Annotated in this window: 25 protein-coding genes and 1 riboswitch; of the genes, 13 read left to right on the top strand and 12 right to left on the bottom strand. The window is 73.1% G+C overall.

The window, feature by feature from the left end:
* Positions 1 to 127: 127 nt before the first annotated feature.
* Both BF93_RS14975 and BF93_RS14970 read right to left on the bottom strand, forming a co-directional pair.
* Complete coding sequence (locus BF93_RS14975; RefSeq protein WP_038373751.1) at positions 128 to 1,060, bottom strand: aldo/keto reductase; 933 nt, start codon at positions 1,058 to 1,060, stop codon at positions 128 to 130.
* A complete protein-coding gene (locus BF93_RS14970) occupies positions 1,060 to 1,896 on the bottom strand; it encodes an aldo/keto reductase (RefSeq protein ID WP_038373750.1) in 837 nt (278 codons plus the stop codon). The genes BF93_RS14975 and BF93_RS14970 overlap by 1 nt, the downstream gene beginning before the upstream one ends.
* Before the next feature lie 75 nt (positions 1,897 to 1,971).
* Here BF93_RS14970 and BF93_RS14965 point away from each other — a divergent pair, with 75 nt between their 5' ends.
* Complete coding sequence (locus tag BF93_RS14965) at positions 1,972 to 2,859, top strand: LysR family transcriptional regulator (RefSeq protein WP_038373748.1); 888 nt, start codon at positions 1,972 to 1,974, stop codon at positions 2,857 to 2,859.
* Positions 2,860 to 2,866: 7 nt separating this feature from the next.
* On the opposite strand, the gene BF93_RS14960 is transcribed toward BF93_RS14965, so the two are convergent.
* Entirely contained in the window at positions 2,867 to 3,646 is a 780-nt protein-coding gene (locus BF93_RS14960) for an SDR family NAD(P)-dependent oxidoreductase (RefSeq protein WP_038373747.1), read from the bottom strand.
* A gap of 104 nt (positions 3,647 to 3,750) precedes the next feature.
* On the opposite strand from BF93_RS14960, the gene BF93_RS14955 reads away from it, so the two are divergent.
* Both BF93_RS14955 and BF93_RS14950 read left to right on the top strand, forming a co-directional pair.
* On the top strand, positions 3,751 to 4,479 hold the full coding sequence (locus BF93_RS14955) for an SDR family oxidoreductase (protein WP_038373746.1): 729 nt from the start codon (positions 3,751 to 3,753) through the stop codon (positions 4,477 to 4,479).
* Positions 4,476 to 5,213 carry a FadR/GntR family transcriptional regulator gene (locus tag BF93_RS14950; protein ID WP_051487024.1) on the top strand — a complete coding sequence of 246 codons (738 nt, stop codon included), beginning with the start codon at positions 4,476 to 4,478 and terminating at the stop codon, positions 5,211 to 5,213. The genes BF93_RS14955 and BF93_RS14950 overlap by 4 nt, the downstream gene beginning before the upstream one ends.
* 29 nt (positions 5,214 to 5,242) lie before the next feature.
* Here the strand turns inward: BF93_RS14950 and BF93_RS14945 are convergent, their stop codons facing one another.
* The 3 genes from BF93_RS14945 to BF93_RS14935 all read right to left on the bottom strand — a co-directional run bounded on the left by BF93_RS14945 (position 5,243) and on the right by BF93_RS14935 (position 9,162).
* Positions 5,243 to 6,754 (bottom strand): HNH endonuclease signature motif containing protein, encoded by a 1,512-nt coding sequence (locus BF93_RS14945; RefSeq protein ID WP_156954164.1) that lies wholly within the window; start codon positions 6,752 to 6,754, stop codon positions 5,243 to 5,245.
* A 222-nt stretch (positions 6,755 to 6,976) separates the two neighbouring features.
* Positions 6,977 to 8,287: an LLM class flavin-dependent oxidoreductase gene (locus tag BF93_RS14940; RefSeq protein ID WP_038373744.1), complete on the bottom strand. Its 1,311-nt coding sequence runs from the start codon at positions 8,285 to 8,287 to the stop codon at positions 6,977 to 6,979.
* The gene (locus BF93_RS14935; protein WP_084148597.1) at positions 8,287 to 9,162 is read right to left on the bottom strand and encodes a 3-oxoacyl-ACP reductase; all 876 of its coding nucleotides are present in this window, start codon (positions 9,160 to 9,162) and stop codon (positions 8,287 to 8,289) included. Before BF93_RS14935 ends, BF93_RS14940 begins: the two co-directional genes overlap by 1 nt.
* A gap of 77 nt (positions 9,163 to 9,239) precedes the next feature.
* Positions 9,240 to 9,335: riboswitch (TPP riboswitch) on the bottom strand.
* Positions 9,336 to 9,569: 234 nt separating this feature from the next.
* Here BF93_RS14935 and BF93_RS14930 point away from each other — a divergent pair.
* The 7 genes from BF93_RS14930 to BF93_RS14900 all read left to right on the top strand — a co-directional run bounded on the left by BF93_RS14930 (position 9,570) and on the right by BF93_RS14900 (position 18,308).
* Entirely contained in the window at positions 9,570 to 9,947 is a 378-nt protein-coding gene (locus BF93_RS14930) for a DoxX family protein (RefSeq protein ID WP_038373742.1), read from the top strand.
* Between the two features lie 99 nt (positions 9,948 to 10,046).
* Positions 10,047 to 11,138: a LacI family DNA-binding transcriptional regulator gene (locus tag BF93_RS14925; protein ID WP_038373741.1), complete on the top strand. Its 1,092-nt coding sequence runs from the start codon at positions 10,047 to 10,049 to the stop codon at positions 11,136 to 11,138.
* A 545-nt stretch (positions 11,139 to 11,683) separates the two neighbouring features.
* Positions 11,684 to 13,351, top strand: coding sequence for an ABC transporter substrate-binding protein (locus BF93_RS14920; protein WP_232226457.1), 1,668 nt, complete (start codon positions 11,684 to 11,686; stop codon positions 13,349 to 13,351).
* Positions 13,351 to 14,331 carry an ABC transporter permease gene (locus BF93_RS14915; RefSeq protein ID WP_038373740.1) on the top strand — a complete coding sequence of 327 codons (981 nt, stop codon included), beginning with the start codon at positions 13,351 to 13,353 and terminating at the stop codon, positions 14,329 to 14,331. The genes BF93_RS14920 and BF93_RS14915 overlap by 1 nt, the downstream gene beginning before the upstream one ends.
* The gene (locus BF93_RS14910) at positions 14,328 to 15,230 is read left to right on the top strand and encodes an ABC transporter permease (protein WP_038373739.1); all 903 of its coding nucleotides are present in this window, start codon (positions 14,328 to 14,330) and stop codon (positions 15,228 to 15,230) included. Before BF93_RS14915 ends, BF93_RS14910 begins: the two co-directional genes overlap by 4 nt.
* The gene (locus BF93_RS14905; protein WP_051487022.1) at positions 15,227 to 17,050 is read left to right on the top strand and encodes an ABC transporter ATP-binding protein; all 1,824 of its coding nucleotides are present in this window, start codon (positions 15,227 to 15,229) and stop codon (positions 17,048 to 17,050) included. The genes BF93_RS14910 and BF93_RS14905 overlap by 4 nt, the downstream gene beginning before the upstream one ends.
* A gap of 70 nt (positions 17,051 to 17,120) precedes the next feature.
* The gene (locus tag BF93_RS14900) at positions 17,121 to 18,308 is read left to right on the top strand and encodes a glycoside hydrolase family 1 protein (RefSeq protein ID WP_038373738.1); all 1,188 of its coding nucleotides are present in this window, start codon (positions 17,121 to 17,123) and stop codon (positions 18,306 to 18,308) included.
* Positions 18,309 to 18,310: 2 nt separating this feature from the next.
* On the opposite strand, the gene BF93_RS14895 is transcribed toward BF93_RS14900, so the two are convergent.
* Together BF93_RS14895 and BF93_RS14890 are read right to left on the bottom strand one after the other, a co-directional pair.
* The gene (locus BF93_RS14895) at positions 18,311 to 18,541 is read right to left on the bottom strand and encodes a hypothetical protein (protein WP_038373737.1); all 231 of its coding nucleotides are present in this window, start codon (positions 18,539 to 18,541) and stop codon (positions 18,311 to 18,313) included.
* A gap of 90 nt (positions 18,542 to 18,631) precedes the next feature.
* Complete coding sequence (locus BF93_RS14890) at positions 18,632 to 19,603, bottom strand: helix-turn-helix transcriptional regulator (RefSeq protein ID WP_038373736.1); 972 nt, start codon at positions 19,601 to 19,603, stop codon at positions 18,632 to 18,634.
* Between the two features lie 93 nt (positions 19,604 to 19,696).
* On the opposite strand from BF93_RS14890, the gene BF93_RS14885 reads away from it, so the two are divergent.
* From BF93_RS14885 to BF93_RS14875, 3 genes are read left to right on the top strand one after another with little or no spacing between them, the layout of a single operon-like run.
* Positions 19,697 to 20,272: a mycothiol transferase gene (locus tag BF93_RS14885; protein ID WP_038373734.1), complete on the top strand. Its 576-nt coding sequence runs from the start codon at positions 19,697 to 19,699 to the stop codon at positions 20,270 to 20,272.
* Positions 20,273 to 20,277: 5 nt separating this feature from the next.
* Positions 20,278 to 20,865, top strand: a complete 588-nt coding sequence (locus BF93_RS14880; RefSeq protein ID WP_038373802.1) for a DinB family protein — start codon at positions 20,278 to 20,280, stop codon at positions 20,863 to 20,865.
* 18 nt (positions 20,866 to 20,883) lie between these two features.
* A complete protein-coding gene (locus tag BF93_RS14875; protein ID WP_038373732.1) occupies positions 20,884 to 21,852 on the top strand; it encodes a prenyltransferase/squalene oxidase repeat-containing protein in 969 nt (322 codons plus the stop codon).
* A 123-nt stretch (positions 21,853 to 21,975) separates the two neighbouring features.
* On the opposite strand, the gene BF93_RS14870 is transcribed toward BF93_RS14875, so the two are convergent.
* The 4 genes from BF93_RS14870 to BF93_RS14855 form a co-directional block, all read right to left on the bottom strand.
* A complete protein-coding gene (locus tag BF93_RS14870; protein WP_038373731.1) occupies positions 21,976 to 22,263 on the bottom strand; it encodes a DUF1540 domain-containing protein in 288 nt (95 codons plus the stop codon).
* A gap of 175 nt (positions 22,264 to 22,438) precedes the next feature.
* The gene (locus tag BF93_RS14865) at positions 22,439 to 23,188 is read right to left on the bottom strand and encodes a Pr6Pr family membrane protein (RefSeq protein WP_051487021.1); all 750 of its coding nucleotides are present in this window, start codon (positions 23,186 to 23,188) and stop codon (positions 22,439 to 22,441) included.
* Entirely contained in the window at positions 23,185 to 24,162 is a 978-nt protein-coding gene (locus tag BF93_RS14860) for an SMP-30/gluconolactonase/LRE family protein (protein WP_084148592.1), read from the bottom strand. The genes BF93_RS14865 and BF93_RS14860 overlap by 4 nt, the downstream gene beginning before the upstream one ends.
* A 103-nt stretch (positions 24,163 to 24,265) precedes the next feature.
* Positions 24,266 to 25,087, bottom strand: coding sequence for a hypothetical protein (locus BF93_RS14855; protein WP_038373730.1), 822 nt, complete (start codon positions 25,085 to 25,087; stop codon positions 24,266 to 24,268).
* Positions 25,088 to 25,756: the final 669 nt, after the last annotated feature.

Here is a 25,756-nt window from a genome sequence, read left to right as displayed (position 1 = left end):
CGTGAAGGATGCGGGACGGCGCGGCCCGCTGTCAAGGGGCCTCCCCGGCCGCGGACAGCGGAACGTCCCGCGTGCATCCGTGAGGACGCGCGCGGGACGTCCGCCCTCGCCGAGGGGCCCTGACCGATCAGGGAACGGTGTACCCCGCGGCGCGGAAGATCTCGTACCACTCCGCGCGGGTCAGCGGGAGGTCCGAGCCGGCGGCCGCGTCGGCCACCCGCTGCGGGGTGGTCGTGCCGAGGACGACCTGCATGTTCGCCGGGTGACGGGTGATCCACGCGACCGCGATCGCCGTCGGCGTGACGTCGTACTGCGCGGCGAGGCGGTCGATCACGGCGTTCAGCTCGGGGAACCGCTCCGAGCCCAGGAAGGGCCCGTCGAAGAACCCGGCCTGGAAGGGCGACCACGCCTGCAGGGTGATGTCGTGCAGGCGCGCGTGGTCGATGAGTCCCTCGTCGCGGCTGACGGACTGCTCCAGGGCCTGCATGTTCGCCGCCACGCCCTGGGCGATGAGCGGGGAGTGCGTGATGGACAGCTGGACCTGGTTGGCGACGATCGGCTGCTTCACGAACTTCTTGAGCAGGTCGATCTGCCGCGGGGTGTGGTTGGAGACGCCGAAGGCGCGCACCTTGCCGGCGGCCTCGAGCTCGTCGAAGGCGCGGGCGACCTCCTCCGGCTCCACCAGCGCATCGGGGCGGTGCAGCAGCAGGATGTCGATGTAGTCCGTGCCCAGCGCCTGCAGCGACCCCTCGACCGACTCCACGATGTGCTCGTAGGAGAAGTCGAAGTACGGGCCCTCGCGGACGATCCCGGCCTTGGTCTGGATCGTCCACTGCTCGCGCTCGGAGGGGGAGAGCTGCAGCGCCTCGGCGAACCGCTTCTCGCAGCCGTGCAGGTCCGCGCCGTAGATGTCGGCGTGGTCCAGGAAGTCGATGCCCGCATCGCGGGCGGTGCGCACGAGGGTGCGGACCTCCTCATCGGACTTCTCCTGGATCCGCATGAGACCCAGGACGACGTTGGGGGCGGTGATCTGCGTGCCCGGCAGGGTCAGGGTGCGCATCAGTTGACCTCGAGCGGGTGCCCGCCCACGCGGCCGGAGCCGTCGCCCGGATCCAGGGCGTCCAGCGCCGCGACCTCATCGGCCGAGAGCTCGAAGCCGAACACGTCGAAGTTCTCCTGCATGCGCTCCTGTCGCGAGGACTTCGGGAACACGATGAACCCGCGCTGCAGGTGCCAGCGGATGACGACCTGCGCCGGGGTGACCTGGTGGGCGGCGGCCGCGGCGGTGACCGCGTCGTTCTCCAGCAGCGGGTACTTGCCCTGGCCCAGCGGGCCCCAGGACTCGATGTGCATGCCCTTCGCGGCGGCCCACTCGAGGATGTCGCTCTGCTGGTGGGCGGGGTGCAGCTCGATCTGGTCGACGGCCGGGACCACGCCGGTGGCCTCGACGATGCGGTCGAGGTGCTCGGGCAGGTGGTTGGAGACGCCGATGGAGCGGGCCAGGCCGCGGTCGCGGATCTCGACGAGCTTCTCCCAGGCGTTGACGAAGGTGTCCTTCTCGGGGGTGGGCCAGTGGGTGAGGTACAGGTCCACGTAGTCCAGGCCCAGCTTCTCCAGGCTCTCGCGGATCGCGTCGTGCGGCTGCTCGCCGGACTGGCGGTCGTTCCACAGCTTCGTGGTGATGAACAGGTCCTCGCGCGGGATGCCGCTCTTGGCGATCGCGGCGCCGACGCCCTCCTCGTTGCGGTAGATCGCGGCGGTGTCGATGTGGCGGTAGCCGACCTCGAGCGCGCTGGTGACCGCGGCCTCGGCCTCGTCGGCGGGGACGAGGAAGACGCCGAAGCCGAGCTGCGGGATCTCGTGGCCGGAGTTCAGGGTGATGGTGGGAACAGTCATGCGAGAGACTCTAGGGATCCTTGATATATAAGTCCAACAGCTCAGGGCGATGTCATTCATGAGAGGGACGGATCAGTGGAGCTTCGACAGATGGAGTACGTGGTGGCGCTCGCGGACGAGCGGCACTTCACGCGCGCCGCGGACCTCGCGGGGATCTCGCAGTCCGGGCTCAGCAGCGCGATCCGCAGCCTCGAGCTCGAGCTGGGCACGCCCCTGTTCGACCGCACCACGCGCCGCGTGGAGCCCACGGCCGCCGGCAACGCGCTGATCCCGCACGCCCGGGCGATGCTCGACGAGGCCGCCCGCGCCCGCGACGCCGTGGTCCGCGTCAGCCGCACCGTCAGCGGCTCGCTGCGGGTGGGCGCCGAGCAGTGCCTGGGCCTGGTGGACGTCTCCGCGCTGCTCGAGCAGTTCCATCGCCGCTACCCGCGCATCGCCACCGAGTTCGCGCAGTCCGGCTCCCACGAGCTGGTCGAAGCGGTGCGGGCCGGGCGGCTGGACGTCGCCTTCGTCGCGACCACCCGGCACCTCGGCTCCCTGCGGCAGACCCCGCTGGGCGAGGAGCCCCTCGTGCTCGTGACCCCGCCGGACCACCCGCTCGCCGCCCGGTCCTCGCTGCGCTGGGACATGCTCGACGGCGAGGACTTCGTCGACTTCAGCGCCTCCTGGGGCGTGCGGACGATGAACGACGAGCTGCTCGCCGCCCACGGGGTGCGCCGCAGCGTCCGCTGCAGCGTCAACGACGTGCACACGCTGCTGGACCTGGTGCGCCGCGGCCTCGGGATCGCCATCGTGCCCCAGCACGTCGCCGCGAAGCCGCAGGCCGCGACGCTGCGCACGATCTCGCTGCCCGGCACCACCACCCCGGACTGGCTGGTCAGCGCGATCAGCCCGCTCAAGGACACGGCCGATGTCCCGGCGGTGCTGCTGCTCGAGCTGCTCACGCCGGCCGCCGTGGCCTGAGCGCCTCTCAGCGCCCGTGGGCGCGGGAGGGGATCTGCGTGGCGAGCTTGCCGCCGGAGACGTCCACGAGGGTGCCGGTGATGTACGAGGCGGCGTCGCTGGCGAGGAACACCAGCAGGTCGGCGACGTCGTCCGGGCTCTCCCAGCGGCGCAGCGAGAGGGTGTCCAGCAGGCGGTCCTGCGCCTCCTGCGGCATGTCGGCGAAGCCGTTCATGGCGGTGGGGACCATGCCCGGCGCGTAGGCGTTCACGGTGATGTCCCACGGTCCCAGCTCCGAGGCCAGGACCCGGGTGAGCTGGACGACCGCGGCCTTCGAGGCCGCGTAGGCGGCGCTGCCGACGCTCGGGATGATCGCCGCGAAGGAGGCGGCGTTGATGATCCGCCCGCGGCCGGCCTCCTGCATCACCGGCGCGACCGCCCGGCTCATGAGGAAGACGCCGCCCACGTTCACGTCGAAGCAGGTGCGCCAGCGCTGCCAGTCGAGATCGGCGACGGTCCCCTCGACGTTGATGCCCGCGTTGTTGATGAGCACGTCGATCGTGCCGTGACGGCGCACGACCTCCGCCACCGCCGCCTCCACCGAGGCGGGATCGGCGACGTCGCAGGTCACGCGGCCGATGGCGGGCTCGCCCGCAGCCTCAGCCTCCGCCGGGTCGCCCTCGGGGAACGCCAGGTCGAGGGCGACCACCCGGGCGCCCTCCTGGGCGAAGCGGTGCGCGATCACCGCGCCGATGCCGCGCGCCGCGCCCGTGACCATGACGACCTTGTTCCGCAGATCCAGCTCCACTGTCCACTCCCCGGTGCGGCGTGCGCTCGACGCCGGGCACCGGAATAAACATACTATTGCTGTGGGCCGTCCGACCAGCGGGCGGCGGGACGGCAGGAGACGGCATGGCACAGGACGCGCGCGGAACCCTCTGGATCACCGGCGGTGGCAGCGGGATGGGACGCGCGGCGGCGCTCGCCGCGGCCTCGACGGGCTGGCGCATCGTGGTCAGCGGCCGCCGCCGGGACGCCCTCGAGCAGACGGTCGCGCAGGTCGAGGCCGCCGGCGGCGTGGCCTCCGCGCTGGTGCTCGACGTCCAGGACCGCGCCGCTGTCCGCGCGGCGGCGCAGGGCATCGCCGAGCGCTGCGGCGGCATCGACGGCGTGGTCGTCTCCGCCGGGCTCAACGCTCCGCGGCGCCGATGGGACGACCAGGACCTCGGCGAGTTCGACGCGATCCTCGCCACCAACCTCACCGCGACCGCGAGCACCCTGGACGCCGCGCTGCCGCACCTGCGCACGAGCGGGGGTGTGGCCGTCGTCGTCTCCTCCTATGCGGGCTGGTCCTTCCAGCCGGGAGCCGGGGTCGCCTACTCCGCCTCGAAGACGGCGCTCGGCTCCCTGGTGCGCACCCTGAACCAGCAGGAGGCCGCCCACGGCGTGCGCGCCTGCCACCTGTGCCCCGGCGACGTCGCCACCGACTTCCTCGAGCAGCGCCCCGAGGTCCCCGGCGAGGCCGCGCGCGCGGTGATGCTGAGCCCGGAGGACATCGGCCGCGCGATCGGCTTCGTGCTCGATGCGCCCGCGCACGTGCGCGTCGACGAGCTGGTCATCTCGCCGGTCTCCCAGGCGTGAGCACCTCCGCCTTCGAGCGGGCGCTGGACCAGCTGGGCCGCGCGATCGTCGCGGGGGAGCTGCCGGCCGGCCACGCCGACACGGTCGAGGGCCTGGTCGCGCGCACCGGGGCCTCCCGCAGCGTGGTCCGCGAGGTCACTCGGGTGCTCGGGTCCCTGGGCATGCTCAGCGCCGGGCGCCGCGTGGGTCTGCGCGTGCGCGGGGCCGAGCACTGGGACACCCTGGACCCGTGGGTGATCCGCTGGCGCCTGGCGCTGGGCGAGGAGGGGCGCCGCGCCCAGATCGACGAGCTGCGTTCCCTGCGGCGCGCCGTCGAACCGGAGGCCGCAGCCGCCGCCGCCCGCACCGTCGCCGCTGGTCACGCCGTTCCCGATCAGTGCGAGCGGCTTGCCCGCGCCGGCGAGGCGCTGGCGCAGGCGGACGATCCCGAGGCCTTCCTCGCGGCCGATGCCGAGCTCCACGCCGCCGTCCTCGCGCTGTCCGGGAGCGCGATGTTCGTGCGGCTGCGCCGGGTGATCGAGGAGGGGCTGCGGGACCGGGCCCTGCTCGAGCGCGCCCACCTCGCCCCCGATGCCCGGGACGTCGCCCTGCACGGCGAGGTGTGCCGGGCGATCGCCGCCGGGAACCCCGCGGCGGCGGCCGCGGCGATGCGGGAGATCGTGGAGCGCACCGGGCCGGAGGACGCGCAGCCGGCGTCGACGGGGGCACCTCCGGCTGAGAATTCCGCCGACTGAGGCTGCCTTCGGCTGAGGGGTTCGGCTCGTCAGAACGGCGGGGGAGGTCCCGGATCGGGCCTCGGGGGATGGAGCCGCCGTCGCTCCCGCTCCTGATGCGCCTCCCACAGCTCCTCGAACTCGGCGACGACCGCCGGGGTCATGAGGTCGACATCGTCCAGGGCGGTGCACCGTTCGCCCGCGGCGCCGATCCGCCAGCGGGTGCGGCCGGGGGAGACGCCCGCAGGCCCCGCCCCGGGGGCGGGTCCGAGCCGGACCGGGTCGAGCATCCCGAGGGTCTTCATCCGATGGTGCATCCAGCACAGCAGATGGCAGTTCTCGCTGCTGGTCGGGCCGCCCAGCTCGGGGTGCGCGGGGTCGTACTCGCGGATGTGGTCGTTCTCGGAGGCGGTGCACACGCTGCGCGTGCAGCTGGGCACGGCGCAGGTGGGACCCCGCTGGCGCAGGTGCTCCAGCAGCCCCGCCGACGGGCGGTACGTGTCCGTGGCGAGGGGGAGGTACGCGCCGGTGGACGGGTCCGTCAGCACCCGATGCCACACGTCGCAGCCGCCGGCGAGCTCGCGGGCCATGTCCGCCGGGATCGGCGTGATGCCGTCGAGGAGCCCGGGGGCGTCGCTCACGCCGAGCAGTGTCATCGCCGGGACCGTGATGTTCATGCGGAAGCGCGGCCGCGGCACCTCGACGCCCTCGGTGTCGAAGCTCGCGGTGCGCAGCAGCTGATAGCCGATCAGGGTCAGCGGCAGCGGCCGACCGCGGCCCGCGGCGGAACCGTCCGGGTCCAGGGGGACGTCTGTCCCCGCGGCCAGCGCCCGCCGCTGGACGTCCTGGACCGCGCGGGCGGCGGCGTCGAGGCGCCGGCCGAGGTCGAGGATCTCCGGGGCGGGGCCGAAGACCTGCAGGCAGGCGGTGCCGTCCTCCGCCGGGGGGAGGACCTCGATGCCGCGCCGGGGCTCGCGCGGCCCCTCGGCCCGGTCCATCCGGTCGGTCATCCAGGCCACCAGCTGGCGCAGCCGGCGCTCGAAGGTGTCCGCGGTGAGCCCCTCGCCCCAGTCCTCGACGAGCTGGTCGATGATCCGGCGGTGCGCATCGCGCAGCGCGCGGGTGCTGCGGAGGAGGCGGGTGAACCGGTCCACGGGCATGCGCCCGGCGGCGAGCCGCTCGAGGCTGCGGGGGAGGGAGCGCACGGCCATGCGGGCGTCGAGGATGCGCCGCAGCGCGACCTGGCGCGTGACCTGGAGGGCGAGCGCGGCGCGGTCGGCGTTCAGCTCGAGCTCCAGGCGCGCATCGTCGCCCTCGCCCGGGTCGACGGCGAGGGCGGCGAGGACCCGCGTGCGCTGCGCGTGCAGCTGCGAGGCGCGAGCCTCCGCATCCCAGAGATCCTGGAGCAGGGAGCCGAGCTCGACGTCCCCGCTCTCCTCGGCGCGCGCGGGGAGGTCGGTGCGGGTGACGCGCCGTCGCGGCGCGGCGACCCGGAAGCGGCGGGGGACATGCTGCTCGATGGCGCGGCGGATCTCCTCGTCCGACGGCATTCCGTGGCTCATCGTCCCCTCCTCCCCGGCTCATCGCGCGAGCGGGATGATCGTGCGCCCCTGCACCTCGCATCGAACACCTGTTCGATAGAACGACTCTACTCCGCGAAGAGACGTTCTCCCCTCATCCTCCGCGGCGTGTCGCGGCCGCGCCACAGGCACCCCGACGATGGGGACGAACGTGCCCTGGGGAGGAGGAGCGGAGCGCTCCCCGCTGCCCGCGCCGCGAGGTCCCTATCCCGGGGAGAGATGGCCGCGCAGAGTCGTCGCCGCGTACTCCCGCCGGAACCGGCCCCGCTCCCGGAGGATGGGGATGACCTGGTCGATCACGTCCTCAAGGCTCTCCGGCAGGGTCGGGGGCATGAGGTTGAAGCCATCGGCCGCGCCCGCGTCGACCCACGCGATGATCTGGTCGGCGACCTGCTCCGCGGTGCCGATCATCGTCGCGTGCCCGCCGCCGGCGGCGAGCAGCCCCAGCAGCTCCCGGACCGTCGGCCGGGCCGGGGCGGACTCGAGGATCCGCAGCACCGTGGCATACCGGCCCTGCGGACCGGTGAACTCCTCCAGCGGCGGCAGCTCCGGCACGGGGGCATCCAGCTCCCAGGCGCTCGCGTCCTGGCCGATGAAGAAGGACAGCTGGGCGAGGGACTCCCGCGCCGGCAGCAGCGCATCCAGCGCCGCCTTCTTCTCCCGCGCCTCCTGCTCGGTGCGGCCGATGTAGGTGACCAGCCCCGGCATGACGACGATCGAATCCGGGTCCCGGCCCTGCGCCCGGGCCCGCGCGCGGATGTCGGCGCGGTACTCCGTCGCCATGGGGATGTCCCAGGCCACGGCATAGATCCCCTCGGCATGGCGGGCGGCGAGATCGCGCCCGGGCTCCGAGCTGCCGGCCTGGAACAGCACCGGCCGGCCCTGCGGCGGGGAGGGGATGCTCAGCGGCCCGGCGACCCGGAAGCTCTCGCCCCGATGGTCGATGGGTCGGATCCGCTCGACGTCCGCGTAGACCGTGGCGCCGCCGTCGGGCAGGATCGCCTCGGCCGGGAACGAGTCCCACAGGGCGGTGATCGCCTCGATGAACTCATCGGCCCGCGCGTAGCGCTCGGCATGCGGCGGCAGCGCGTCCATGCCGTGGTTGCGGGCCTCCTCGTCGGTCATCGAGGTGACGACGTTGATCCCGGCGCGGCCGCCGCTGATGTGGTCCAGGCTCGCGAGCATGCGCGCCGCGTGGAACGGCTGCCAGAAGGTGCTCGAGATCGTCGTGACCAGGCCCAGGTGCGTGGTCGCCCGGGCCATCGCGGTGAGCGCGGTGATCGGCTCGAAGAACCAGCGCGGCCCGCCGGCGATCCCGGGGACGCCCGCGGACTGCCCGTCCGCGAGGAACAGCGCGTCCAGCGTCCCGCGCTCGGCGAGGCGCGCCAGCTCCTCCCATCGGCCGATGTCGCCCAGCCGCGCCACATCGGAGCCGGGCCGCCGCCAGGCCGCCGAGTGGTGGCCGCAGGCGTGGGCGAACAGGTTCAGGTGGATGGGGCGCGGTGCGGCCGTCATCAGTCCTTCACCAGCCCGCCGTCGACGACGAGGTTCTGGCCGGTGATCGCCCGGGAGAGCGGCGAGGCCAGCAGCAGCACGGCGTCGGCGAACTCCTCGGGGGTGGTCACCGACCCCAGCGGGGTGCTCGCCGCGATCGCGTCGAACACCGCCTCGGGCGTCGCGGCGCTCGCGTCGGTGGTGCGCAGCAGGCCGCCGCTGAGCATGTTCACCCGCACCCCGCGCGGGCCCAGATCTGCGGCGAAGGTCCTGGTCAGGGACAGCAGGGCCGCCTTCGCCGCGGTGTAGTCGTGGTAGGGGACCACGGGGTTCTGGAACAGGTTCGTGCCGATGGTGACGACCCGCCCGGAACCGGCGCGGTCGAAGTGGGGCAGGGCGGCCTGGACCAGGTTGACGGTGCCCTGGACGGATCCGGCGAACTGGGCGGCGAAGGCCTCGTAGCCGATCTCCGCGGCCTTCGGGCGGGCATCGCCGTCGAAGGCGAAGTCGGTCAGGGCGTTGGAGACGACGGTGCTCACCGGCGCTCCGAAGTGGTCCTCGGCCTCGGCGAACAGGGCGTCCAGCGCCGCGCGGTCGCGGACGTCGGCCCGCACGGCGAGGGCCCGCCCCTCGTGCGCGGCGGCGATCTCGCGGGCGGCGTCGGCGCTGCGCAGATGGTCGATCACCACCCGGGCTCCCTCGCGCAGGAACGCCTCGGTGATCGCACGGCCCAGGCCCCGGGCGCCGCCGGTGACCACGACGACCTGCTCGGAGAGCGCAGGGGCGGAGGAGGGCGCGGGAGGTGCCGCGGAGCCGCGGGGAGCCGCATCGGGCTGGGCCGTCGGATCGGGCTGCGCGGTGGGATCGGGCTGGGCTGCGGGGACGGGATCGGTCATCGTCTGCCTCTCGATTCGGCGAGAGGCACCCCCGAGCGTGACCTGCACGGATGCGCCGATCACCCGGGGCATCCGGCGCGCGGCCGCTGCGACAATCCCTCCGCCAGCGTGAACTGGATCAGGTTCGACGGGTATGTTCTCAGCCGCGCGTGGCGGCACCCCGTGTCACGCCCGGCACCCTACCCGATGCCCCGTGCCCGCCGGAGCGACCGCCCCTCGCGCTGAGACCCCGCGGGATCGGCCGGCCAGGGTGCAGGCCGCGGTCCCGGGACGCCCCGTGGCGAGCCTCGGACGAATCGACCTGCGCGTTCGCATGACATCGGCCGATGTCGGAGAGATACTTGATACCCGGCGCAGGTGGCCGCCCCGGCCGCCGGAGGCGCCGGCTCGCCGAAGGAGATGGGCAGATGGAGATCCTCCTGTGGACCCTGGCCGGACTTCTCGCGGTGGTCTTCGCGACCTCGGGGACCACCAAGCTGGTCAGCTCCCGTGAACGACTGATCGAACGGACGCCGTGGGTCGAGCAGTTCCCGCATCCCTCCGTGCGCGGCATCGGAGCGCTCGAGGTGCTCGGGGCGATCGGCCTGATCCTCCCGGCAGCGCTCGGCATCGCCCCCTGGCTGACGGCCTTCGCCGCCGCGGGGCTGGGCATCACCATGGTGTTCGCCGCGCTGCTGCACCTGCGCCGCGAGGAGGACGACCTCCCGGCGGCGATGCCCGCGATCGTGCTGGGCATCCTCTCGGTGTTCGTGGCGTGGATGCGGTTCGGGCCGTACGCGTTCTGAGCCCCGGGCCCGCCCGCGCAGAGTGCCGCGCCGCGCCGTCGGGTACGGTGCCACGGTCCCGTCCCTGCGCCGATCCCGGCGTCTCCTGAAAGGCCTGGCGTGGCCGAGAGCAAGTCCCCGACCGTCTACGACGTCGCGCGCGAGGCCGACGTCTCGATCGCCACGGTCTCCCGCGTGCTGCGCAGCCCCGAGAAGGTGAGCGTCTCGACGCGAGAGCGCGTGCTCCAGGCCGTGCGGCGGCTCGGGTACGTGCCCAACGCGAGCGCCCGCGGGCTGGCCGATCGGCGCACCGGCGTGCTCGGCCTGCTGATCCCGGGCCACGACATCCCGGCGACGAGCCGGCGCCTCCCCGCGGAGGACGGAGCGCCCGCCGTCGTGGAGTTCCTCGACGACCGCGACGGACGCCAGGCCGATCCGTACCGCAACCGCTACTTCGAGCAGCTCGTGCGCGGGGCGGAGGCGGCGGCATGGCGCGCCGGCTACGCCCTGCTCGTCGCGGCCGGGACCAGCGTGAGCCGGGACGTGGTGATGCACGACCTCGCCGGACGGGTGGACGCCCTCGCGGTCGTCGCGCGCACCGTCCCCGACGAGCTGCTCCGGGGGAGCATCGGCCGCACCCCGATGGTGACGGTCGCCGGGGAGGGCGGGACAGGGGCCGATGCGGTGCGGGTCGACAACCGCGGCGGCATGTCCGCCCTGGTGCGCCACGTCCTCGCCGTGAAGCCCCCGGGGCCCGTGCTCTACCTCGCCGGCCCGCCGGACTCGCCCGATGCCGCGGGACGCGCCCGGGGATTCCACGACGCCGTCGCCGGCCAGGACGTCCCCTGGCACACGGCGATGGCCGACTTCACCTGGCAGGGCGGGCACGACGCGGTCACGGCGCAGCTCGAGGAGGAGATCCCCGCGGCGGTGATCGGCGCGAACGACCAGAGCGCCCTGGGGGCGCTCGCGGCGCTGCGCGAGGGCGGGGTCGACGTGCCGGGGACCTGCGTGGTCACCGGCTTCGACGGCATCGACGAGTCCCGCTACAGCACCCCGACCCTCACCACGGTGCGCCAGCCGATGATCGACCTGGGGATCTGCGCGGTCGAGCTGCTGCTGCGCCGCCTCGCGGACCCGGACGCCGCCCCGCGCGACCTGCAGCTGCCGGTGGACGTCCTCCTGCGCACGAGCTGCGGCCCCCTCGGCTGAACCCCCTCGGCTGAGCCCCCGACCGTCGGGGCGGGCCAGCGTGGGCTGGCGCGGGTCGCCGCCGATCCCCGGCAGCATCGGCACCGCCACCGCCACCGCCACCGCCACCGGCAACAGGCGCCGGCTCGGGGCAGGGGCCGGACACACGAGCGGAGTAACTCCGTCGCTTCCCGGCGAGGTAGCGACGGAGTTACTCCGGTCGATCGGCGTCGCGACGGAGTTACTCCGATCGATGGGCGCAGCGACGGATTCACTCCGATCGTTCGCGCAGCGGCCATGGCGCGCGACCCCCCGCGCCGGTGGCCTCGCGCCGTTCCGTGCACGCCGATCCGTGCGCCCCGGTCACCTCGCCCCCTCCCCTCTCCGTTCCCCGCACGCCCGATCAAGGACCGGGCGCCGGGGTTGCGCCGCCTGAATGTAAGCGCATACAGTCGTCGTCGACCGCGCCGCGGAGAGCGGCGGAGGTCGGGGCCGCGTCGTGCGGCCCGCTGAGGTCGCCGCCCGGCGACCCCGCTCCCTACGACGGCGTGAGGACGTGCACCACCGTGGCATCCGCACCACCCCTGCTCCGCAGACGCACCCTGCTGGGCGGCGCCTCCCTGGCGGCGACCAGCCTGCTGGCGTCGGGCTGCTCGCTGCAGATCCGCAGCCGGCCCGATCCGACCATCGGCCCGGACACGATGCTCGTGGCCGGCGACAAGGGGACCCCCACCTTCACCGCGAACTTCAACCCGTTCCACGCGAACAAGCGCACGGCGGCGTCGATCCTGTACGAGCCCCTGATCTGGATCAATCCGCTCGACGGCGAGCTCGTCCCGTGGCTGGCCGAGAGCTGGGACCAGCCGGACCCGCAGCGCATCGTGCTGACGCTGCGCGAAGGCGTCAGCTGGCACGACGGCACGCCGCTGACCGGGGAGGACGTCGACTACACCTTCCGGATGCTGCAGGACTTCCCGGCCAACGACGTCGCCGGCGCCTGGGGACGCATCGACACCCTCGAGGTCGACGGACGCACCATCGCGATCACGCTGAAGAGCCCGGACTCGCCGGCGCTGCCGGTCATCGGCCAGACCGTGATCGTCCCGCGGCACCTCTGGGAGGGCGTCGCGGACCCCTCGACCTGGCGCAACGAGGAGCCCGTGGGCTCCGGGCCGTTCCAGCTGGGCACCTTCACCGCCCTGCAGTACACCCTGGACCGCTTCCCCGGGCACTGGCAGGCCTCGTCGATCGACATCGAGCACCTCGTGTACCCCGCCGCGAGCGAGGAGCTGGACCTGGTCACCAAGGGCTACGACTGGGCCTACGCGTACATGAGCGACGTCGAGAACACCTGGATGGCCGCGAACGACGCCAACCGCTACTGGTTCCCGCCCGGCGGGATCATCGGCCTGCACCCCAACCACGACGTCGCCCCCTTCGACGACGTGGACGTGCGCCGCGGCCTCGCGCTGGCGCTGGACGGGCGGCAGGTCGCCGAGGTCGCCGCCGAGGGGTACATGGACGAGGCCAGCCAGTCCGGCCTGCTGCTGCCCAACCAGGAGGACCTGCTGGACCCCTCGCTGCCGGAGCGCGGGATCATCGGCCAGGACACGCAGGCGGCGATCGCCGCCTTCGAGAAGGCCGGCTTCACCTACGACGGCACCACCATGCGCACCCCCGAGGGCGAGCCCTTCACCTTCGCGATCACCACCGCCAACGGCTACACCGACTGGCTGCGCGCGGTGCAGGAGGTCCAGCGCGAGCTGGGCGCCATCGGCATCGCGGTCGACATCGACGCCCCGCAGCCCGCGGCCTACGAGGCCAACCTCTCCAGCGGCGACTACCAGGTGGCGGTGGGCTCCTCCAACGGCTCCGACGCCTTCCAGGGGTTCAGCAACCTCATGTCGGGCGAGTACTACGTGCCCGTCGGCGAGACCAGCCAGAACAACCGCATCCGGTACCGCAGCGCCGAGGCCGACGAGCTGATCACCCGCTACCGCGCCAGCGTCGACGAGGCCGAGCAGAGCGAGATCCTGCACGCCCTGCAGCGGCTCTTCCACACCGACCTGCCCGTCATCGCGCTGTACTACGGCGGGCTCTGGGGGCTCTACAACCAGGCGCGCTTCACCGGATGGCCCACCGCCGAGGACCCCTACGCGCCGCTGCAGACCTACGGGTCCTCGCCGCTGCTGGTCCTGACCCGGCTGCGCCGCGCCCAGAAGGAGGCCTCCTGATGCGGTACTTCCTCCAGCGCGGGGGATGGTTCGCGCTCACCCTGTGGGCCGCGATCACCCTGAACTTCCTGCTGCCGCGCATGATGCCGGGATCCCCGGCCGATGCCGCGATCGCCAAGCTCTCCCAGAACGGGCCGGTCACCGAGGAGACGCGCCGCGCCGTGGAGGCGCAGCTGGGCGTGCCCGACGGCAGCCTGATCCAGCAGTACGTCGACTACCTCCGCCAGATCCTCTCGCTGGACTTCGGGGTCTCCTACGCCTTCTACCCGGAGCCCGTCTCCGGTCTCGTGGCCCAGGCCCTGCCGTACACGCTGGTCCTGGTGGGCCTGGTGACGATCGCGTCCTTCGTGATCGGGACCCTGCTCGGCGTGCTCGCGGCGTGGCGGCGCGGCACCTGGATGGACGCCCTGCCCACCGTCGGCGGCAGCTTCCTGACGACGTTCCCGTACTTCTGGACCTCGCTGCTGCTGCTGTTCTTCCTGGGCTACGTCGCCCACCTGTTCCCGACCTTCGGGGCGTTCTCCGCCACGACGCAGCCGGGCCTGGACTGGGGCACCGTGGTCGATGCCGTCTACCACGCGGCGCTGCCGGCGACGACGATGCTCATCACCTCCCTCGGCGGGTGGGTGCTGGGCATGCGCAACGCCATGATCACCACCCTCGGCGAGGACCACGTGACGTTCGCGGAGGCCAACGGCATCCCCGGCCGCACCGTCGCCCTGAAGTACGCGGCCCGCAACGCGATCCTTCCCAACCTCACCGGCTTCGGCATGGCGCTGGGCGGGGTGGTCGGCGGCTCGATCCTCGTCGAGCAGGTCTTCGGCTATCCCGGCATCGGCTTCCTGCTGTTCAACGCCGTCACCGGCCAGGACTACCCGCTGATGCAGGCGATCTTCCTCATGATCACCGTCAGCGTTCTGGTGGCGAACCTGCTGGTGGACATCCTGTACGGCATTCTCGACCCGAGGACGAGGCGATGAGCGCACCCGAGACCGCACCCCGCCCCCTGCCGCCGGCGCTCGCCGGACTGCGCGGAGGCCTGCGCACCATCTGGACCCATCGCAAGGCGCGCATCGGCCTGATCGTGCTGGGGCTGTTCGTGGTCCTCGCGGTGCTGGCCCCCTGGATCGCGCCCTACGACCCGAAGGACAACAGCTTCGGCCGCAGCCTCGCGGGCTCGGCCCAGCACTGGCTGGGCACCACCGCGGCGGGGGAGGACGTGCTCAGCCAACTGATCCACGGCGCCCGCATCTCGCTGCTGGTCGGCTTCGGCGCCGGCGGGATCTCCACGATCATCTCCGTGGTGATCGGCCTGTGCTGGGGCTATGTGCGGGGGCTGCCGGGCGAGGTGATCAACTTCGTGGTCAACCTGTTCCTGGTGATCCCCGGGCTGCCGCTGATGATCGTGGTGGCCACGTACCTCAGCGACGGCGGGATCTCCGTGATCATCGCCGTCATCGCGATCACCGGCTGGGCCTGGGGCGCGCGCGTGCTGCGCAGCCAGACCGCCAGCCTGCGCGGACGCGACTTCGTGGAGGCCGCGCGGTTCTCCGGCGAGCGGGCCCCGCGCATCATCTTCCGCGAGATCCTGCCCAACATGACCTCGCTGATCGCCGGCGGGTTCTTCGGCGCGGCGACCGCGGCGATCCTCGCCGAGGCCGGGCTGGAGTACCTGGGCCTGGGCGACTCGACCATCGTCAGCTGGGGCACGATGCTCTACTGGGCGCAGAACTCCAACGCCCTGCTCACCGGGCAGTGGGCGCTGCTGTTCGCGCCCGGCCTGTGCATCGCCCTGCTCGCCACCTCGCTGACCCTCATCAACTTCGGCATCGACGGGATCAGCAATCCCCGTCTGCGGGAAGGGAGCACCGGGCGATGACCGGAACCGAGACCACCACCGGCCCCCGGGACACCCCGGGCGGGGAGGCACCCCTGCTCAGCGTCCGCGACCTCAGCGTCGTCTACGAGCCGGTCGGCGCGACGCCCACCCGGGCCGTGAAGGACGTGTCCTTCGACGTGGGCCGCGGCGAGTTCCTCGGCCTGGTCGGGGAGTCGGGGTCGGGGAAGTCGACCCTGGGCTTCGCGATCACGGCGCTGGCCCGTCCGCCGGCCCGCATCGAGGGCGGGCGGATCCTGTTCGGGGACGTGGACATCGCGAGCATGGACCACGAGCAGCTTCGCACCCAGCGCCAGGGCGGCTTCGCGATGGTGCTGCAGGCGGGGATGAACACCCTGAACCCGGTGCGGACCATCCGCCAGCACTTCGGGGACATCTTCGCCGCCCACCGGCACGTGGCGCCGGCGCGCCGCGAAGCCCGGGCCGCCGAGCTGGTGCGCCGCGTGTCGCTGGGGCCGGAGGTCCTGGACCGCTACCCCTTCGAGCTGTCCGGCGGCATGCGCCAGCGCGTCACCATCGCCCTCGCGCTCTCCCTGGAGCCGCAGCTGATGGTCTTCGACGAGCCCACCACCGCGCTGGACGTCCTCGTCCAGCATGCGGTGATGGACACGATCCGCGCCCTGCAGGCGGAGGAGGGCTTCACTGCCATCCTCATCAGCCACGACCTCGGCGTGGTCCTCGAATCGGCGCACCGGGTGCTGGTGATGCGCGAGGGGCGGATCGTCGAGGACGCCCCCAGCGCGGACATCCTCCACCGCCCGCAGCACGAGTACACCCGGATGCTGCTGAGCCACTTCGCCGATCCCCGCGCCGAGCACGTGTCCCTTCCGGGCATCGAGGCGCCCGAGCCCGCGGCCGATGGGCCCGATGGGCCCGATGCTCCTGCGGCCGATGGGCCCGATGGGCCCGATGCTCCTGCGGCCGATGGGCCCGATGCTCCCGCGGCCGATGCTGCCGCGGCCGATGCTCCTGCGGCCGATGGGCCCGGGCGCCGGCGCCCCGGGGCCGGGCTCGAGCTGCGGGTCGAGGGCGTCACGAAGTCCTTCGCGCCGCCGCGGCGCCGCGCCGCCGGCGTGCTCGCCGTGGACGACGTCAGCTTCACCCTGGCGCCCGGCGGGGCGACGGCCCTGGTGGGCCAGTCCGGCAGCGGCAAGTCGACCCTCGCGAAGATGATCACGGGCGTGGAGAAGCCGACCGCCGGCACCATCCACCTCGGCAGCACCTCCATCGGCCCGCTGCGAGGCCGCGCCCTGCGGGAGCTGCGACGCACCGTGCAGATGGTCTTCCAGGATCCGTACTCGGCGCTGAACCCGCTGAGCACCGTGGAGTACACGCTCACGCGGGCGCTGGCGAACCTCACCGACCTGCGCGGGCCGGCGCTGCGCCGGCGGATGCTGGAGCTGCTGGAGACGGTGGGCCTGACCCCCGTGGAGCAGTACGCCGCGAAGCTGCCCCACCAGCTCTCCGGCGGGCAGCGGCAGCGTGTGGTGATCGCGCGGGCGCTGGCCGCGGATCCGCAGGTGATCATCGCCGACGAGCCCGTCTCCATGCTCGACGTGTCCCTGCGCGCCGGGGTGCTGGCGCTGCTGCGCGACCTGCGCGAGCGCACCGGCATGTCCCTGCTCTACATCACCCACGACCTGCTCAGCGCCCGGCTCATCACGGACGACATCCTCGTCCTGCACGAGGGCCGCGTCGTCGAGCAGGGGCCGACGGCGCAGGTCATGCGGCATCCGCGCGACGAGTACACGATCCGCCTGCTCGAGGCGATCCCCGACCCGGCGCGCGTGCACGGCGCCTGACCCCCGGCCGGGCCCGCCGCAGGGCCCGGCCCCACCCTTCACGCCCCACCTCTCCACGACAGGAGTCCCCATGACCTCCCTCCGCTTCCCCGACGGCTTCCTGTGGGGCGCCGCGACCGCAGCCCACCAGATCGAGGGCAACAACGTGAACTCGAACTGGTGGGAGATGGAGCATCGGCCGGGCTCGCCCGTGGTCGAGCCCAGCGGCGATGCGGCCGACAGCTACCACCGCTTCGCCGAGGACATCCGCCTCCTCGCCGAGCTGGGGATGAACACCTACCGCTTCAGCATCGAGTGGGCGCGGATCGAGCCGGAGCGGGGGTTCGTCTCCCGGGCCGAGCTCGCCCACTACCGGCGCATGATCGACACCTGCCTCGAGCACGGCGTCGAGCCGGTGGTCACGCTCATGCACTTCACGGTGCCCCGCTGGTTCGAGCGCGACGGGTTCTGGCGCGCGGACGACGCCCCGGAGCTGTTCGCCCGGTACACGGAGACGGTGCTGCCGATCCTCGACGGGGTGCGCTACGTGTGCACCATCAACGAGCCGAACATCGCCGCCATGCTCGCCGGCGGCGAGAAGGCGGAGAACCTCGTCGCCCACGGCCTGGCCTTCCCCGACCTGCATGTCGCGGACCAGCTTCTGGCCTCCCACCGGGCCTCGCGCGAGGTCCTCGCCGGCCGGGGCGGGATCCTCTCGGGCTGGACCATCGCCACCCAGGCCTTCCATGCCACCGACGAGGAGGGCAGCGCCGAGAAGCTCCACGAGTACGGGTATCCGCGCGACTTCTGGTACCTCGAGAACTCCGCGGGCGACGACTTCCTCGGCGTGCAGGCCTACACGCGCACGTTCATCGGCCCAAACGGGCCGCTGCCCGTGGCCGAGGGCGTCGAGACCACGCTGACCGGCTGGGAGTTCTTCCCGCCGGCCGCGGAGCTGGGGCTGCGCAGCGCCTGGGAGCTCAGCGGCCAGGTGCCGCTGATGGTCACCGAGAACGGCATCGCCACGGCCGATGACTCCCGCCGCCGCGCCTACATCCAGGGCTCGCTGGAGGGGGTCCACCGGGCGATGGCCGACGGCATCGACGTCCGCGGCTTCCAGTACTGGTCCCTGCTGGACAACTACGAGTGGGCCAGCGGCTACCGGCCCACCTTCGGCCTGATCGGCTGGGACCCGGAGACGTTCGCGCGCACGGTCAAGCCCAGCGCCCGCTGGTACGGGCAGATCGCCCGCAGCGGCGAGCTGCCCGTCGCGGACTGACCTCAGCGGTCGTACAGCTCGCCCAGGTCGCGCAGGGACCGGCCGTCCCACAGCCCGTCCCGCAGCCGGGCGGGCAGCTCGACGGTGCGCGGGGTGCGGGGCACGGTGCGCTCCTCGACGGTCGGGGCCGGGATGACGATGGGGAGCGCGCCGGACCGGGGGGTGCGGGAGGTCCCGCGCGACCAGAGGTCACGGCCCGGCAGCGACCTCGATGCTCGGTGCGTGGTGCTCATGCCGGACAGCCTGGTCCCCTGACCTCCGTCCCGGCTGGGACGACACGCGGGGAATCCTGGGTCCGCGGGATGCGCCGCCTTCCTGCGCGCCTACGCCCCCTCGGAGCCGGCCGCGCGCTGAGCTCCGCCGCTCGCCCACGCCCCGATGCCCGCGATCTCCGCGATGAGCTCCGGCGGGTCGACGACCTCGATCGGCAGGTCCAGGTAGGCCAGATGGGCGGCGACCCAGCGCAGGTCCCAGGCGCCGATGCGCAGCAGGCAGGCGTCGGGGCCATCGGCCGTGAGCGTGCCGATCATCGCCGGGACGTGCGGGGAGACCTCCTCGAGCGGGCGCAGCACGCGGACCTCGGCCTGGGTGGCGTAGGCGCCCACGCTGAGCGACTCGCGCACATAGGACTCGACGTCCGGCGTGGTGCGGCGGGTGAAGCGGAACGTCGTGGCGCGGGCCTCGTGCATGCGGTCCAGGCGGAAGGTGCGCCAGTCCTCGCGATCGCGGTCCCAGGCGAACAGGTACCAGCGTCGGGCCACGGACAGGACGCGGTACGGCTCCACCCGGCGCATCATGCGCTCGCCGTCGCGGCGCTCGTAGTCGATGCGGGCCTCCACGCCCTCGCGCGCGGCACGGGCGAGGGTCAACAGCGTCGGCGAGGTGACGCCCGAGGGCCCGGAGTCCAGGACCGCCAGGACCTCGCTGATCGCGGAGACCTCGGCCCGGACCGTCGGCGGGAGGATCCGGTCGATCGCGGTGAGCGCGCGCAGCGCCTGCTCGTCCAGGCCCTCGATCCCCGACCCGGCCGCCAGGCGCAGCCCCACGGCGACGGCCACGGCCTCCTCGCCCTCCAGCAGCAGGGGAGGCAGGGCCTTGCCGGCGCCCAGCTGGTAGCCGCCGCCGTGGCCGTTAGAGGCCAGCACCGGATAGCCGAGCTCGCGCAGGCGGTCGATGTCCCGCCGCACCGACCTCGTGGTCACGCCGAGCTCCTCGGCCAGCTCCGGCCCGGTCCAGACGCTGCGGGACTGCAGCAGGGACAGCAGTCGCAGGGCTCGTCTCGTCACGTCGCTCATGGGACCAGTGTGCCGCGATCAGAGGACAGCTCCTGTCCGCACTGTGAGCCAGACTGCATCCTGTCAGCACGACGACCCGACCGAGGAGCAGCCATGGGCTTCCTGACCCCCGAGACCACCGACGAGCGCGACGCGCTCGCCACCTTCGCCTCCCAGCAGGTGCGCCAGCTGGCGACCGCGCTGCACGGGCTCACCCCGGAGCAGATCCGGGAGACGCCCAGCGCCTCGGCGATGAGCCTGGGAATGCTGGCCCGGCACGCGATCCTCATGGCCGAGGGCGCGGCCCTGCACATCGCCGCCGCCCCGGAGATGGGCTCGCCGGCCCCGCGCACTCCCGAGCAGTACCAGGCCGAGGGCGGCATCACCCCCGAGGCCGTCCGCGAGGGGGACACGGCGGAATCCCTCATCGCCGAGCTGCGCACGGCGGCCGACGCCCTCGAGGCCGCGATCCGCGCCGCGGATCCCGACGAGAAGGGCCCCTTCCCGGACCAGCCCTGGTTCGAGGGCAGGAAGCTGTGGACGGTGCGCTGGTACGCGATGCACCAGATCGAGGAGCACGCCCGCCACGCCGGGCATGCGGACATCATCCGCGAGAGCATCGACGCCAAGGGCACCTACGAGCTGAACGCCCTCGCCGAGGGCGGCACCTGGCCGCCGGAAGGGTGGTGAGCACCATGACCACGACCCACGGCGAGAGCCTCGACGTCCCCCGGGTGCTGCTCGAGCAGATCGACTGGCACGTCACCGAGCACCTGCGGCCCCGCCTCGAGGGGCTCGCCGACGAGGAGTACCTCTTCGACCCCACGGCCGACGGCCGGACGGTCTGGACGGTGCACCCGCGCTCCCAGCCGTCGGAGGCCGCGGTCCAGGGCGGCAGCGGCGAGTTCGTCATCGACTTCGAGTTCCCCGAGCCCTCTCCCGCCCCGTTCACGACGATCGCCTGGCGGCTCGGGCACGTGATCGTCGGGGTGCTCGCCGCGCGCAGCGCCTCCCACCACGGCGGGCCGCCGGCGGACTACATGAGCTGGGAGTACTCCGGGACCGCCGCGGGCGCGCTCGCCCAGTTCGACGCCGAGTACGCCCGATGGATCACGGGGGTGCGCAGCTGGGACCTCGAGGCCCTCTCCCAACCCACCGGCGAGGCCGAGGGGCCCTTCGCCGCCGAGCCCCGGGCCACCCTGGTCGCCCACATCAACCGCGAGCTCATCCACCATCTCTCCGAGATCGCGCTGCTGCGCGACCTGTACGCCCACCGGGGCTGACCCGCTGAGGAGGACCCCATGCCCGTCGACGACGCGGACGCCTGGCTCCTGGCGACCGATCCGGCCCTGCGCTGGCAGGTCGAGCGCGATCTGCTCGGGGCGCCGCCGCAGCAGTGGCAGGCGACGCGCCGCCGCATCGCCCAGGAGGGCTTCGGTGCGCGGCTGCTCGCCCTGCAGGGCGAGGACGGCATGTGGGCCGGCGGCGCCTACTTCCCCGGCGGCTTCTTCGAGGACCCGGCGAACCAGGACCTCCCCGGCCAGCCGTGGACCGCGACCACCTGGAGCCTGACGGCCCTGCGCGAATGGGGCATGGACCCGGCGCCGCTGCGGGAGAACGGCACCGTGGAGCGCCTGGCCCGCCACGCCCGCTGGGAGTACGACGACCTGCCGTACTGGGACGGGGAGGTGGACTGCTGCATCAACGCGATGACCCTCGCCAACGGCCTGTGGCTGGGGGCGGAGGTCGGGGCGATCGCCGACTGGCTCCTCGCCCACCAGCTGGAGGACGGCGGCTGGAACTGCGACTGGGTCGAGGGCTCGCAGCGCTCCTCGTTCCACTCGACGATCAACGCCCTGGGCGGCCTGCTGGCCCTCGAGGAGGCGACCGGCGGCACGCAGGCCGTGCGCACGGCGCGCCGGCGGGGCGAGGAGTACCTGCTGCGCCGTCACCTGCACCGCCGTCTCTCCACGGGGGAGAGCGTCGGCCCGTTCGTGGACCGCTTCCGGTACCCCTTCCGCTGGGCGTACAGCGTGCTGCGGGCGCTGGATCACCTGCGCCGGGCATCGGCCCTGGACGGCACGGCGCCCGATCCCCGGGCGGGCGAGGCGATCGGGATGGTCCGCGCCGCCCGGCAGGAGGACGGCACCTGGCTGCAGGGGCCCGTCCTGCCCGGGGCGGTGTGGTTCGCGGTCGACGTCCCCGAGGCAGAGCCCTCGCCCTGGCTCACGCTGCACGCCCGGCGGGTCCTGGACTGGTGGGAGGCCTGACGGCAGAGCGCGCGAGCGGGCCGGGAGATGATCCCCCGGCCCGCTCGCGCGCTCTCGGTGCCGCGTCGCTGCGGCGGTGCTCAGGCCTCGGTGGCGAGGCCCAGTAGTGCTCGGTGGCGGGGCTCAGGCCTCGGTGTAGGTGAGGCAGTTGGCGGTGTCGGTGCCGGCGCCGCCCACGCGGATCGACTCGGCGCTGCACTCGAGGTCCTTGTTGAAGGCGCAGGAGGTGCGCTGGCAGGCGCCCACCTGCGAGACGACCTTGGACAGGCCGCCCTTCACGTCGAGCGGGACGAAGGTCGCGCAGTGATGATCCTGGCCGACGGTCACGGCGAAGGCGTGGCAGCCGTCGTGGTTGTACGAGCAGCCGGCAACGGTGCACTCGGAGACGCGGGGCATATCGACGACGGACATGGTTCTCCTCCTGGACGTAGGGGCCGGCCGTGGGGCCTCGACCGGCGGCACCGGTCGTGGGGCCACGGCCGATGCCCCCAGATTAGACCTCTGCATTCCTTTCCGCTAGGAAGGGAAGGCGACCCTCGGTCCTTTAGGAAACGCCAGGAGTTTAGAAAACATCGGCTGTTCCTTATTACGTGCCATCGCGTCTCGCGCGACGCGCCGAGACGACCTGGGCCACCGCCCGCTCGATGCCCTCCAGCCCGGCGGCGAGCACGACGAACGCCGCGAGCACGCCCAGGGCCATCGCCACGGCGGGACCGTAGCCGACCGTGGGCACGTCGATGAACGGGTACGGGTACCAGTGCGTCACCGCGCCGTGGAGGAAGGTCCAGGCGCCGAACAGGACCGGGAACACCAGCGCCCAGGCCGTCACGCGGAGGCCCAGCCCGCGCGGGGCGCCCACGGCGGTGCGCGGCCCCGCCAGGATCCAGGCGAGGACGGCCAGGGCCGGGCCCACCACGTGCAGCAGGGTGTCCAGGACGCCGATGATCCCCGGCTCGGTGCCCAGCGGGCGCAGCAGGAACCAGTGGACCACCGCCGTGATCACGATCGCGACCAGGGAATCGACGCGCAGCACCCTCAGTCCCAGGGTGAGCGGGCGGCCCATCGCGAGCAGAAGGGACGTCACGGCGACAAGAATGGTGGATTGGATGGTGAAGAAGGAGAAGAACCGCACCATCGACGGAATCGTACCGGGATCGGGACTGCTCGGATCGAAGGGCCCGGTTCCCGTGAGCACGAACTGCGTGACCGCGGTGAGCGCGGTGACCGCGAAGACCGCCCCGTGCAGGGCGCGGCCGCGGCCGGACAGCGGTGCCGGGCCCGCAGCGCCGTCCGCCCCGGCGGGATCGGCCGCACGCAGCGGGGGCGGGGCGGTCATGCGCAGGTGCCGCGCGCGGCCATCACCGCGTCGCGCGCCGTGGTGCGGATCCGGTAGAGGCTCGTCGTCGCCACCATGTACAGGGTGGTGCCGTCGGCGCCGCCGAAGGCGAGGTTCGCGGTCGGCTCCGGCACGGGGATGTCCAGCAGCTTCTCGCCCGCGGGGGAGAGGACCTGCACCCCGGAGCCGCTCGAGGACCAGATGTTCCCCGCCGTGTCCACGCGGATCCCGTCGGGAACCCCCGGGGAGACCTCCGCGAGGATGCGGCCGTTCTTCGCATGCCGTCCTTCGACCACGTCGTACACGTGGATGGCGTGCCCGCGCGGCCGCGCGGCGGAGGCGGCCTCATCGGCCGGGAAGAGCGAGGAGTCCGCGACGTAGAGGAGGGACTCGTCGGGGGAGAAGGCCAGCCCGTTCGGGGCCTCCACGTCGATCACCACGGGACGGACCGTGCCGTCGGCCGGGTCGAGGCGGAAGACGTAGCGATCCCCGTACTCCTCCTGCCCGGCGTGGCCCTCGGCCGGCTTCTTGATCCCGTAGGAGGGGTCGGTGAACCAGATGCCGCCGTCCGAGGCGACCACGACGTCGTTGGGCGAGTTCAGCCGTGCCGGCCCGAAGCGATCCGCGACGACGACGGCGCGGCGCTCCTCCCCGGGCTCGACGGCGCGGTCCCGGACCACGGCCCGCTGGCCGTGGGAGCACTCCAGCACGGTGCCGTCGCGGTCCAGGGTGCGGCCGTTGGTGAACTCGACGCCCTCGGCGTGGACGCTCAGCTGCCCGGTGGCCTCGGAGTACTCGAGGATGCGGTCCCCGGGGATGTCGCTGAACCGCAGCGCCTGCCGCTGCGGGATCCACACGGGCCCCTCGGCCCAGGTGGCGCCGGTGGCGACCTTCTCGAGCCGGGCGCCCTCGGCCAGCAGCGGCGAGGCGGGCGGGGCGGGCAGGACGACCGGATCGGCCGGGGTGTCGGTCACGGGGAGCTCCTTCGTTCCAGGGCGTGCGCCATCGGCGCACCAGCGCTGACCAGCACAGTATGTCGTCCGGGCGGCGGTCCGGCGCGGAGCGGGCGCGGCGCGGTCAGCGGTCCAGGAGCCAGGAGGCGAGCAGCGCGAGCGGGACGATGATGATCGAGGACCCTCCGAGCAGCGCCATGGCCAGCGCCAGCTTCGACTCGGCGTCCAGGGTCTGCTTCCAGCCCGCGGCCTTCACGACGTCCTGGAGGGGGCCGTTGATGTCCGAGGTCGAGAAGTCGATGTCCACCACCTTCTGGAAGCCGGAGGGGCCGATGGCCGCCTGCACCTTCCGCTTCCAGAACCAGCTGCGGCCCGAGCGCACGGCCGCGATCGCGCCCAGCCGCAGCGGCCCCGCGGTCGTCTCGACGTGGTGGAGCACGTCGTTGCGCCGGGCCAGCCCGGGGCGCTTCCGGGTCAGGGTCGCGGCGAAGACCGTGGAGTACGTGCGGAGGGAGGTGACCTGGATCCAGCGGGCGTCGGCGAGGTCGGCGGTGATCCGGACCTGGTGGTCGTCCGCATGGACGACGTAGGGGGAGTCCTCGAAGGCCGCGGCGACGCCGCGCACGAGATCCGGCCAGGACCACGGTGCGGAGCGGGTGGTGGGGGAGGGGAGCGGGCCGCCCACGGCGACCTCCTGCAGGGCGCGGCCGGCGTCGCGACCCACGGCCAGGCGCTCCCGAGCCATGCCGATGAGCCCGATCAGGCCGATCAGACCCACCACGAGGAAGACGATGCCGACGATCCACAGCGCCGGATGCCCTCCGGTCACGGCGGCGATCGTGGTCAGCAGCGTCCCGACCCCGCCGAAGATCAGGGTGATCACGGCGGCGACGATCAGCTGGCGGAGGTAGGTGCGGCGCGGTGCGGTTCCGGCGGTGAAGCCCATCGGGAGTCCTTCGTCGATGCATCGGTGCCCCTCGAGCCTACGAGCCGGGATCCCGGCGGGCAGCCGATGGTGTGGGAGGGATGGAGCTGCCGGGCCGGGAGCCGGCCGAGGGACGCGGGGGATCCGAGCCGGAGGGCGGAGCGGTGGGCGTGCTGCGCGGGCGGTCGCATGCTCCCCCTCCTCCTCGTAGGTGCGCGGGGCGGTCGCCCTCGCCTCCTCCTTCTCGTGGAGAAGGGCAGTCGGCTCTCTCCATGGGGCAGGACTGCTCGCTCTGGGGCAGGACCGCCGCCCTCCTCCGAGCGGCAGGGCACCGGCTCCCGTCGCGCGGAGGGGCAGGAGCGGTCACCTCGTCGGGGCCTGGAGAGGAGCCCGGGGAGGAGCCGGGAGCCGGCATCCGCTGCGGCCCGCCGTGGGGCCGGAACGGAGCGATCCGGAGAACGTGTCGCAGCACACGTGCCGAAAGTGGGCTCTCGAGTTGCGCGGGGGTCGGGGCGTGCGTAATGTATTCCCTCGTGCCCCGGTGAACGGGACGGGAACGAGGAGTGATCCTCAGGGTCCGGATCGGTCGCTGACCAGGCATTGAGCTTCATAACTGAATCGGACTCGCGGCGCGGATCACACCGAGCGGAGTTGACGAGGGAAGCGAAAGCCTCTAAGCTTTAGGGGTTG

Source organism: Brachybacterium phenoliresistens, from assembly GCF_000576425.1.
GTDB classification, from domain to species: domain Bacteria; phylum Actinomycetota; class Actinomycetes; order Actinomycetales; family Dermabacteraceae; genus Brachybacterium; species Brachybacterium phenoliresistens.
Note: the sequence above shows the minus strand (reverse complement) of the source record. Positions and strands in the feature narration are given on the sequence as shown.

Excerpts from the sequence above, each read along its gene's own strand:
- BF93_RS14975 (WP_038373751.1), bottom strand. The coding sequence starts at position 1,060 with ATGCGCACCCTGACCCTGCCGGGCACGCAGATCACCGCCCCCAACGTC.
- BF93_RS14970 (WP_038373750.1), bottom strand. The coding sequence starts at position 1,896 with ATGACTGTTCCCACCATCACCCTGAACTCCGGCCACGAGATCCCGCAG.
- BF93_RS14955 (WP_038373746.1), top strand. The coding sequence starts at position 3,751 with ATGGCACAGGACGCGCGCGGAACCCTCTGGATCACCGGCGGTGGCAGC.
- BF93_RS14945 (WP_156954164.1), bottom strand. The coding sequence starts at position 6,754 with ATGAGCCACGGAATGCCGTCGGACGAGGAGATCCGCCGCGCCATCGAG.
- BF93_RS14940 (WP_038373744.1), bottom strand. The coding sequence starts at position 8,287 with ATGACGGCCGCACCGCGCCCCATCCACCTGAACCTGTTCGCCCACGCC.
- BF93_RS14935 (WP_084148597.1), bottom strand. The coding sequence starts at position 9,162 with ATGACCGATCCCGTCCCCGCAGCCCAGCCCGATCCCACCGCGCAGCCC.
- BF93_RS14930 (WP_038373742.1), top strand. The coding sequence starts at position 9,570 with ATGGAGATCCTCCTGTGGACCCTGGCCGGACTTCTCGCGGTGGTCTTC.
- BF93_RS14915 (WP_038373740.1), top strand. The coding sequence starts at position 13,351 with ATGCGGTACTTCCTCCAGCGCGGGGGATGGTTCGCGCTCACCCTGTGG.
- BF93_RS14910 (WP_038373739.1), top strand. The coding sequence starts at position 14,328 with ATGAGCGCACCCGAGACCGCACCCCGCCCCCTGCCGCCGGCGCTCGCC.
- BF93_RS14905 (WP_051487022.1), top strand. The coding sequence starts at position 15,227 with ATGACCGGAACCGAGACCACCACCGGCCCCCGGGACACCCCGGGCGGG.
- BF93_RS14900 (WP_038373738.1), top strand. The coding sequence starts at position 17,121 with ATGACCTCCCTCCGCTTCCCCGACGGCTTCCTGTGGGGCGCCGCGACC.
- BF93_RS14895 (WP_038373737.1), bottom strand. The coding sequence starts at position 18,541 with ATGAGCACCACGCACCGAGCATCGAGGTCGCTGCCGGGCCGTGACCTC.
- BF93_RS14890 (WP_038373736.1), bottom strand. The coding sequence starts at position 19,603 with ATGAGCGACGTGACGAGACGAGCCCTGCGACTGCTGTCCCTGCTGCAG.
- BF93_RS14885 (WP_038373734.1), top strand. The coding sequence starts at position 19,697 with ATGGGCTTCCTGACCCCCGAGACCACCGACGAGCGCGACGCGCTCGCC.
- BF93_RS14880 (WP_038373802.1), top strand. The coding sequence starts at position 20,278 with ATGACCACGACCCACGGCGAGAGCCTCGACGTCCCCCGGGTGCTGCTC.
- BF93_RS14875 (WP_038373732.1), top strand. The coding sequence starts at position 20,884 with ATGCCCGTCGACGACGCGGACGCCTGGCTCCTGGCGACCGATCCGGCC.
- BF93_RS14870 (WP_038373731.1), bottom strand. The coding sequence starts at position 22,263 with ATGTCCGTCGTCGATATGCCCCGCGTCTCCGAGTGCACCGTTGCCGGC.
- BF93_RS14865 (WP_051487021.1), bottom strand. The coding sequence starts at position 23,188 with ATGACCGCCCCGCCCCCGCTGCGTGCGGCCGATCCCGCCGGGGCGGAC.
- BF93_RS14855 (WP_038373730.1), bottom strand. The coding sequence starts at position 25,087 with ATGGGCTTCACCGCCGGAACCGCACCGCGCCGCACCTACCTCCGCCAG.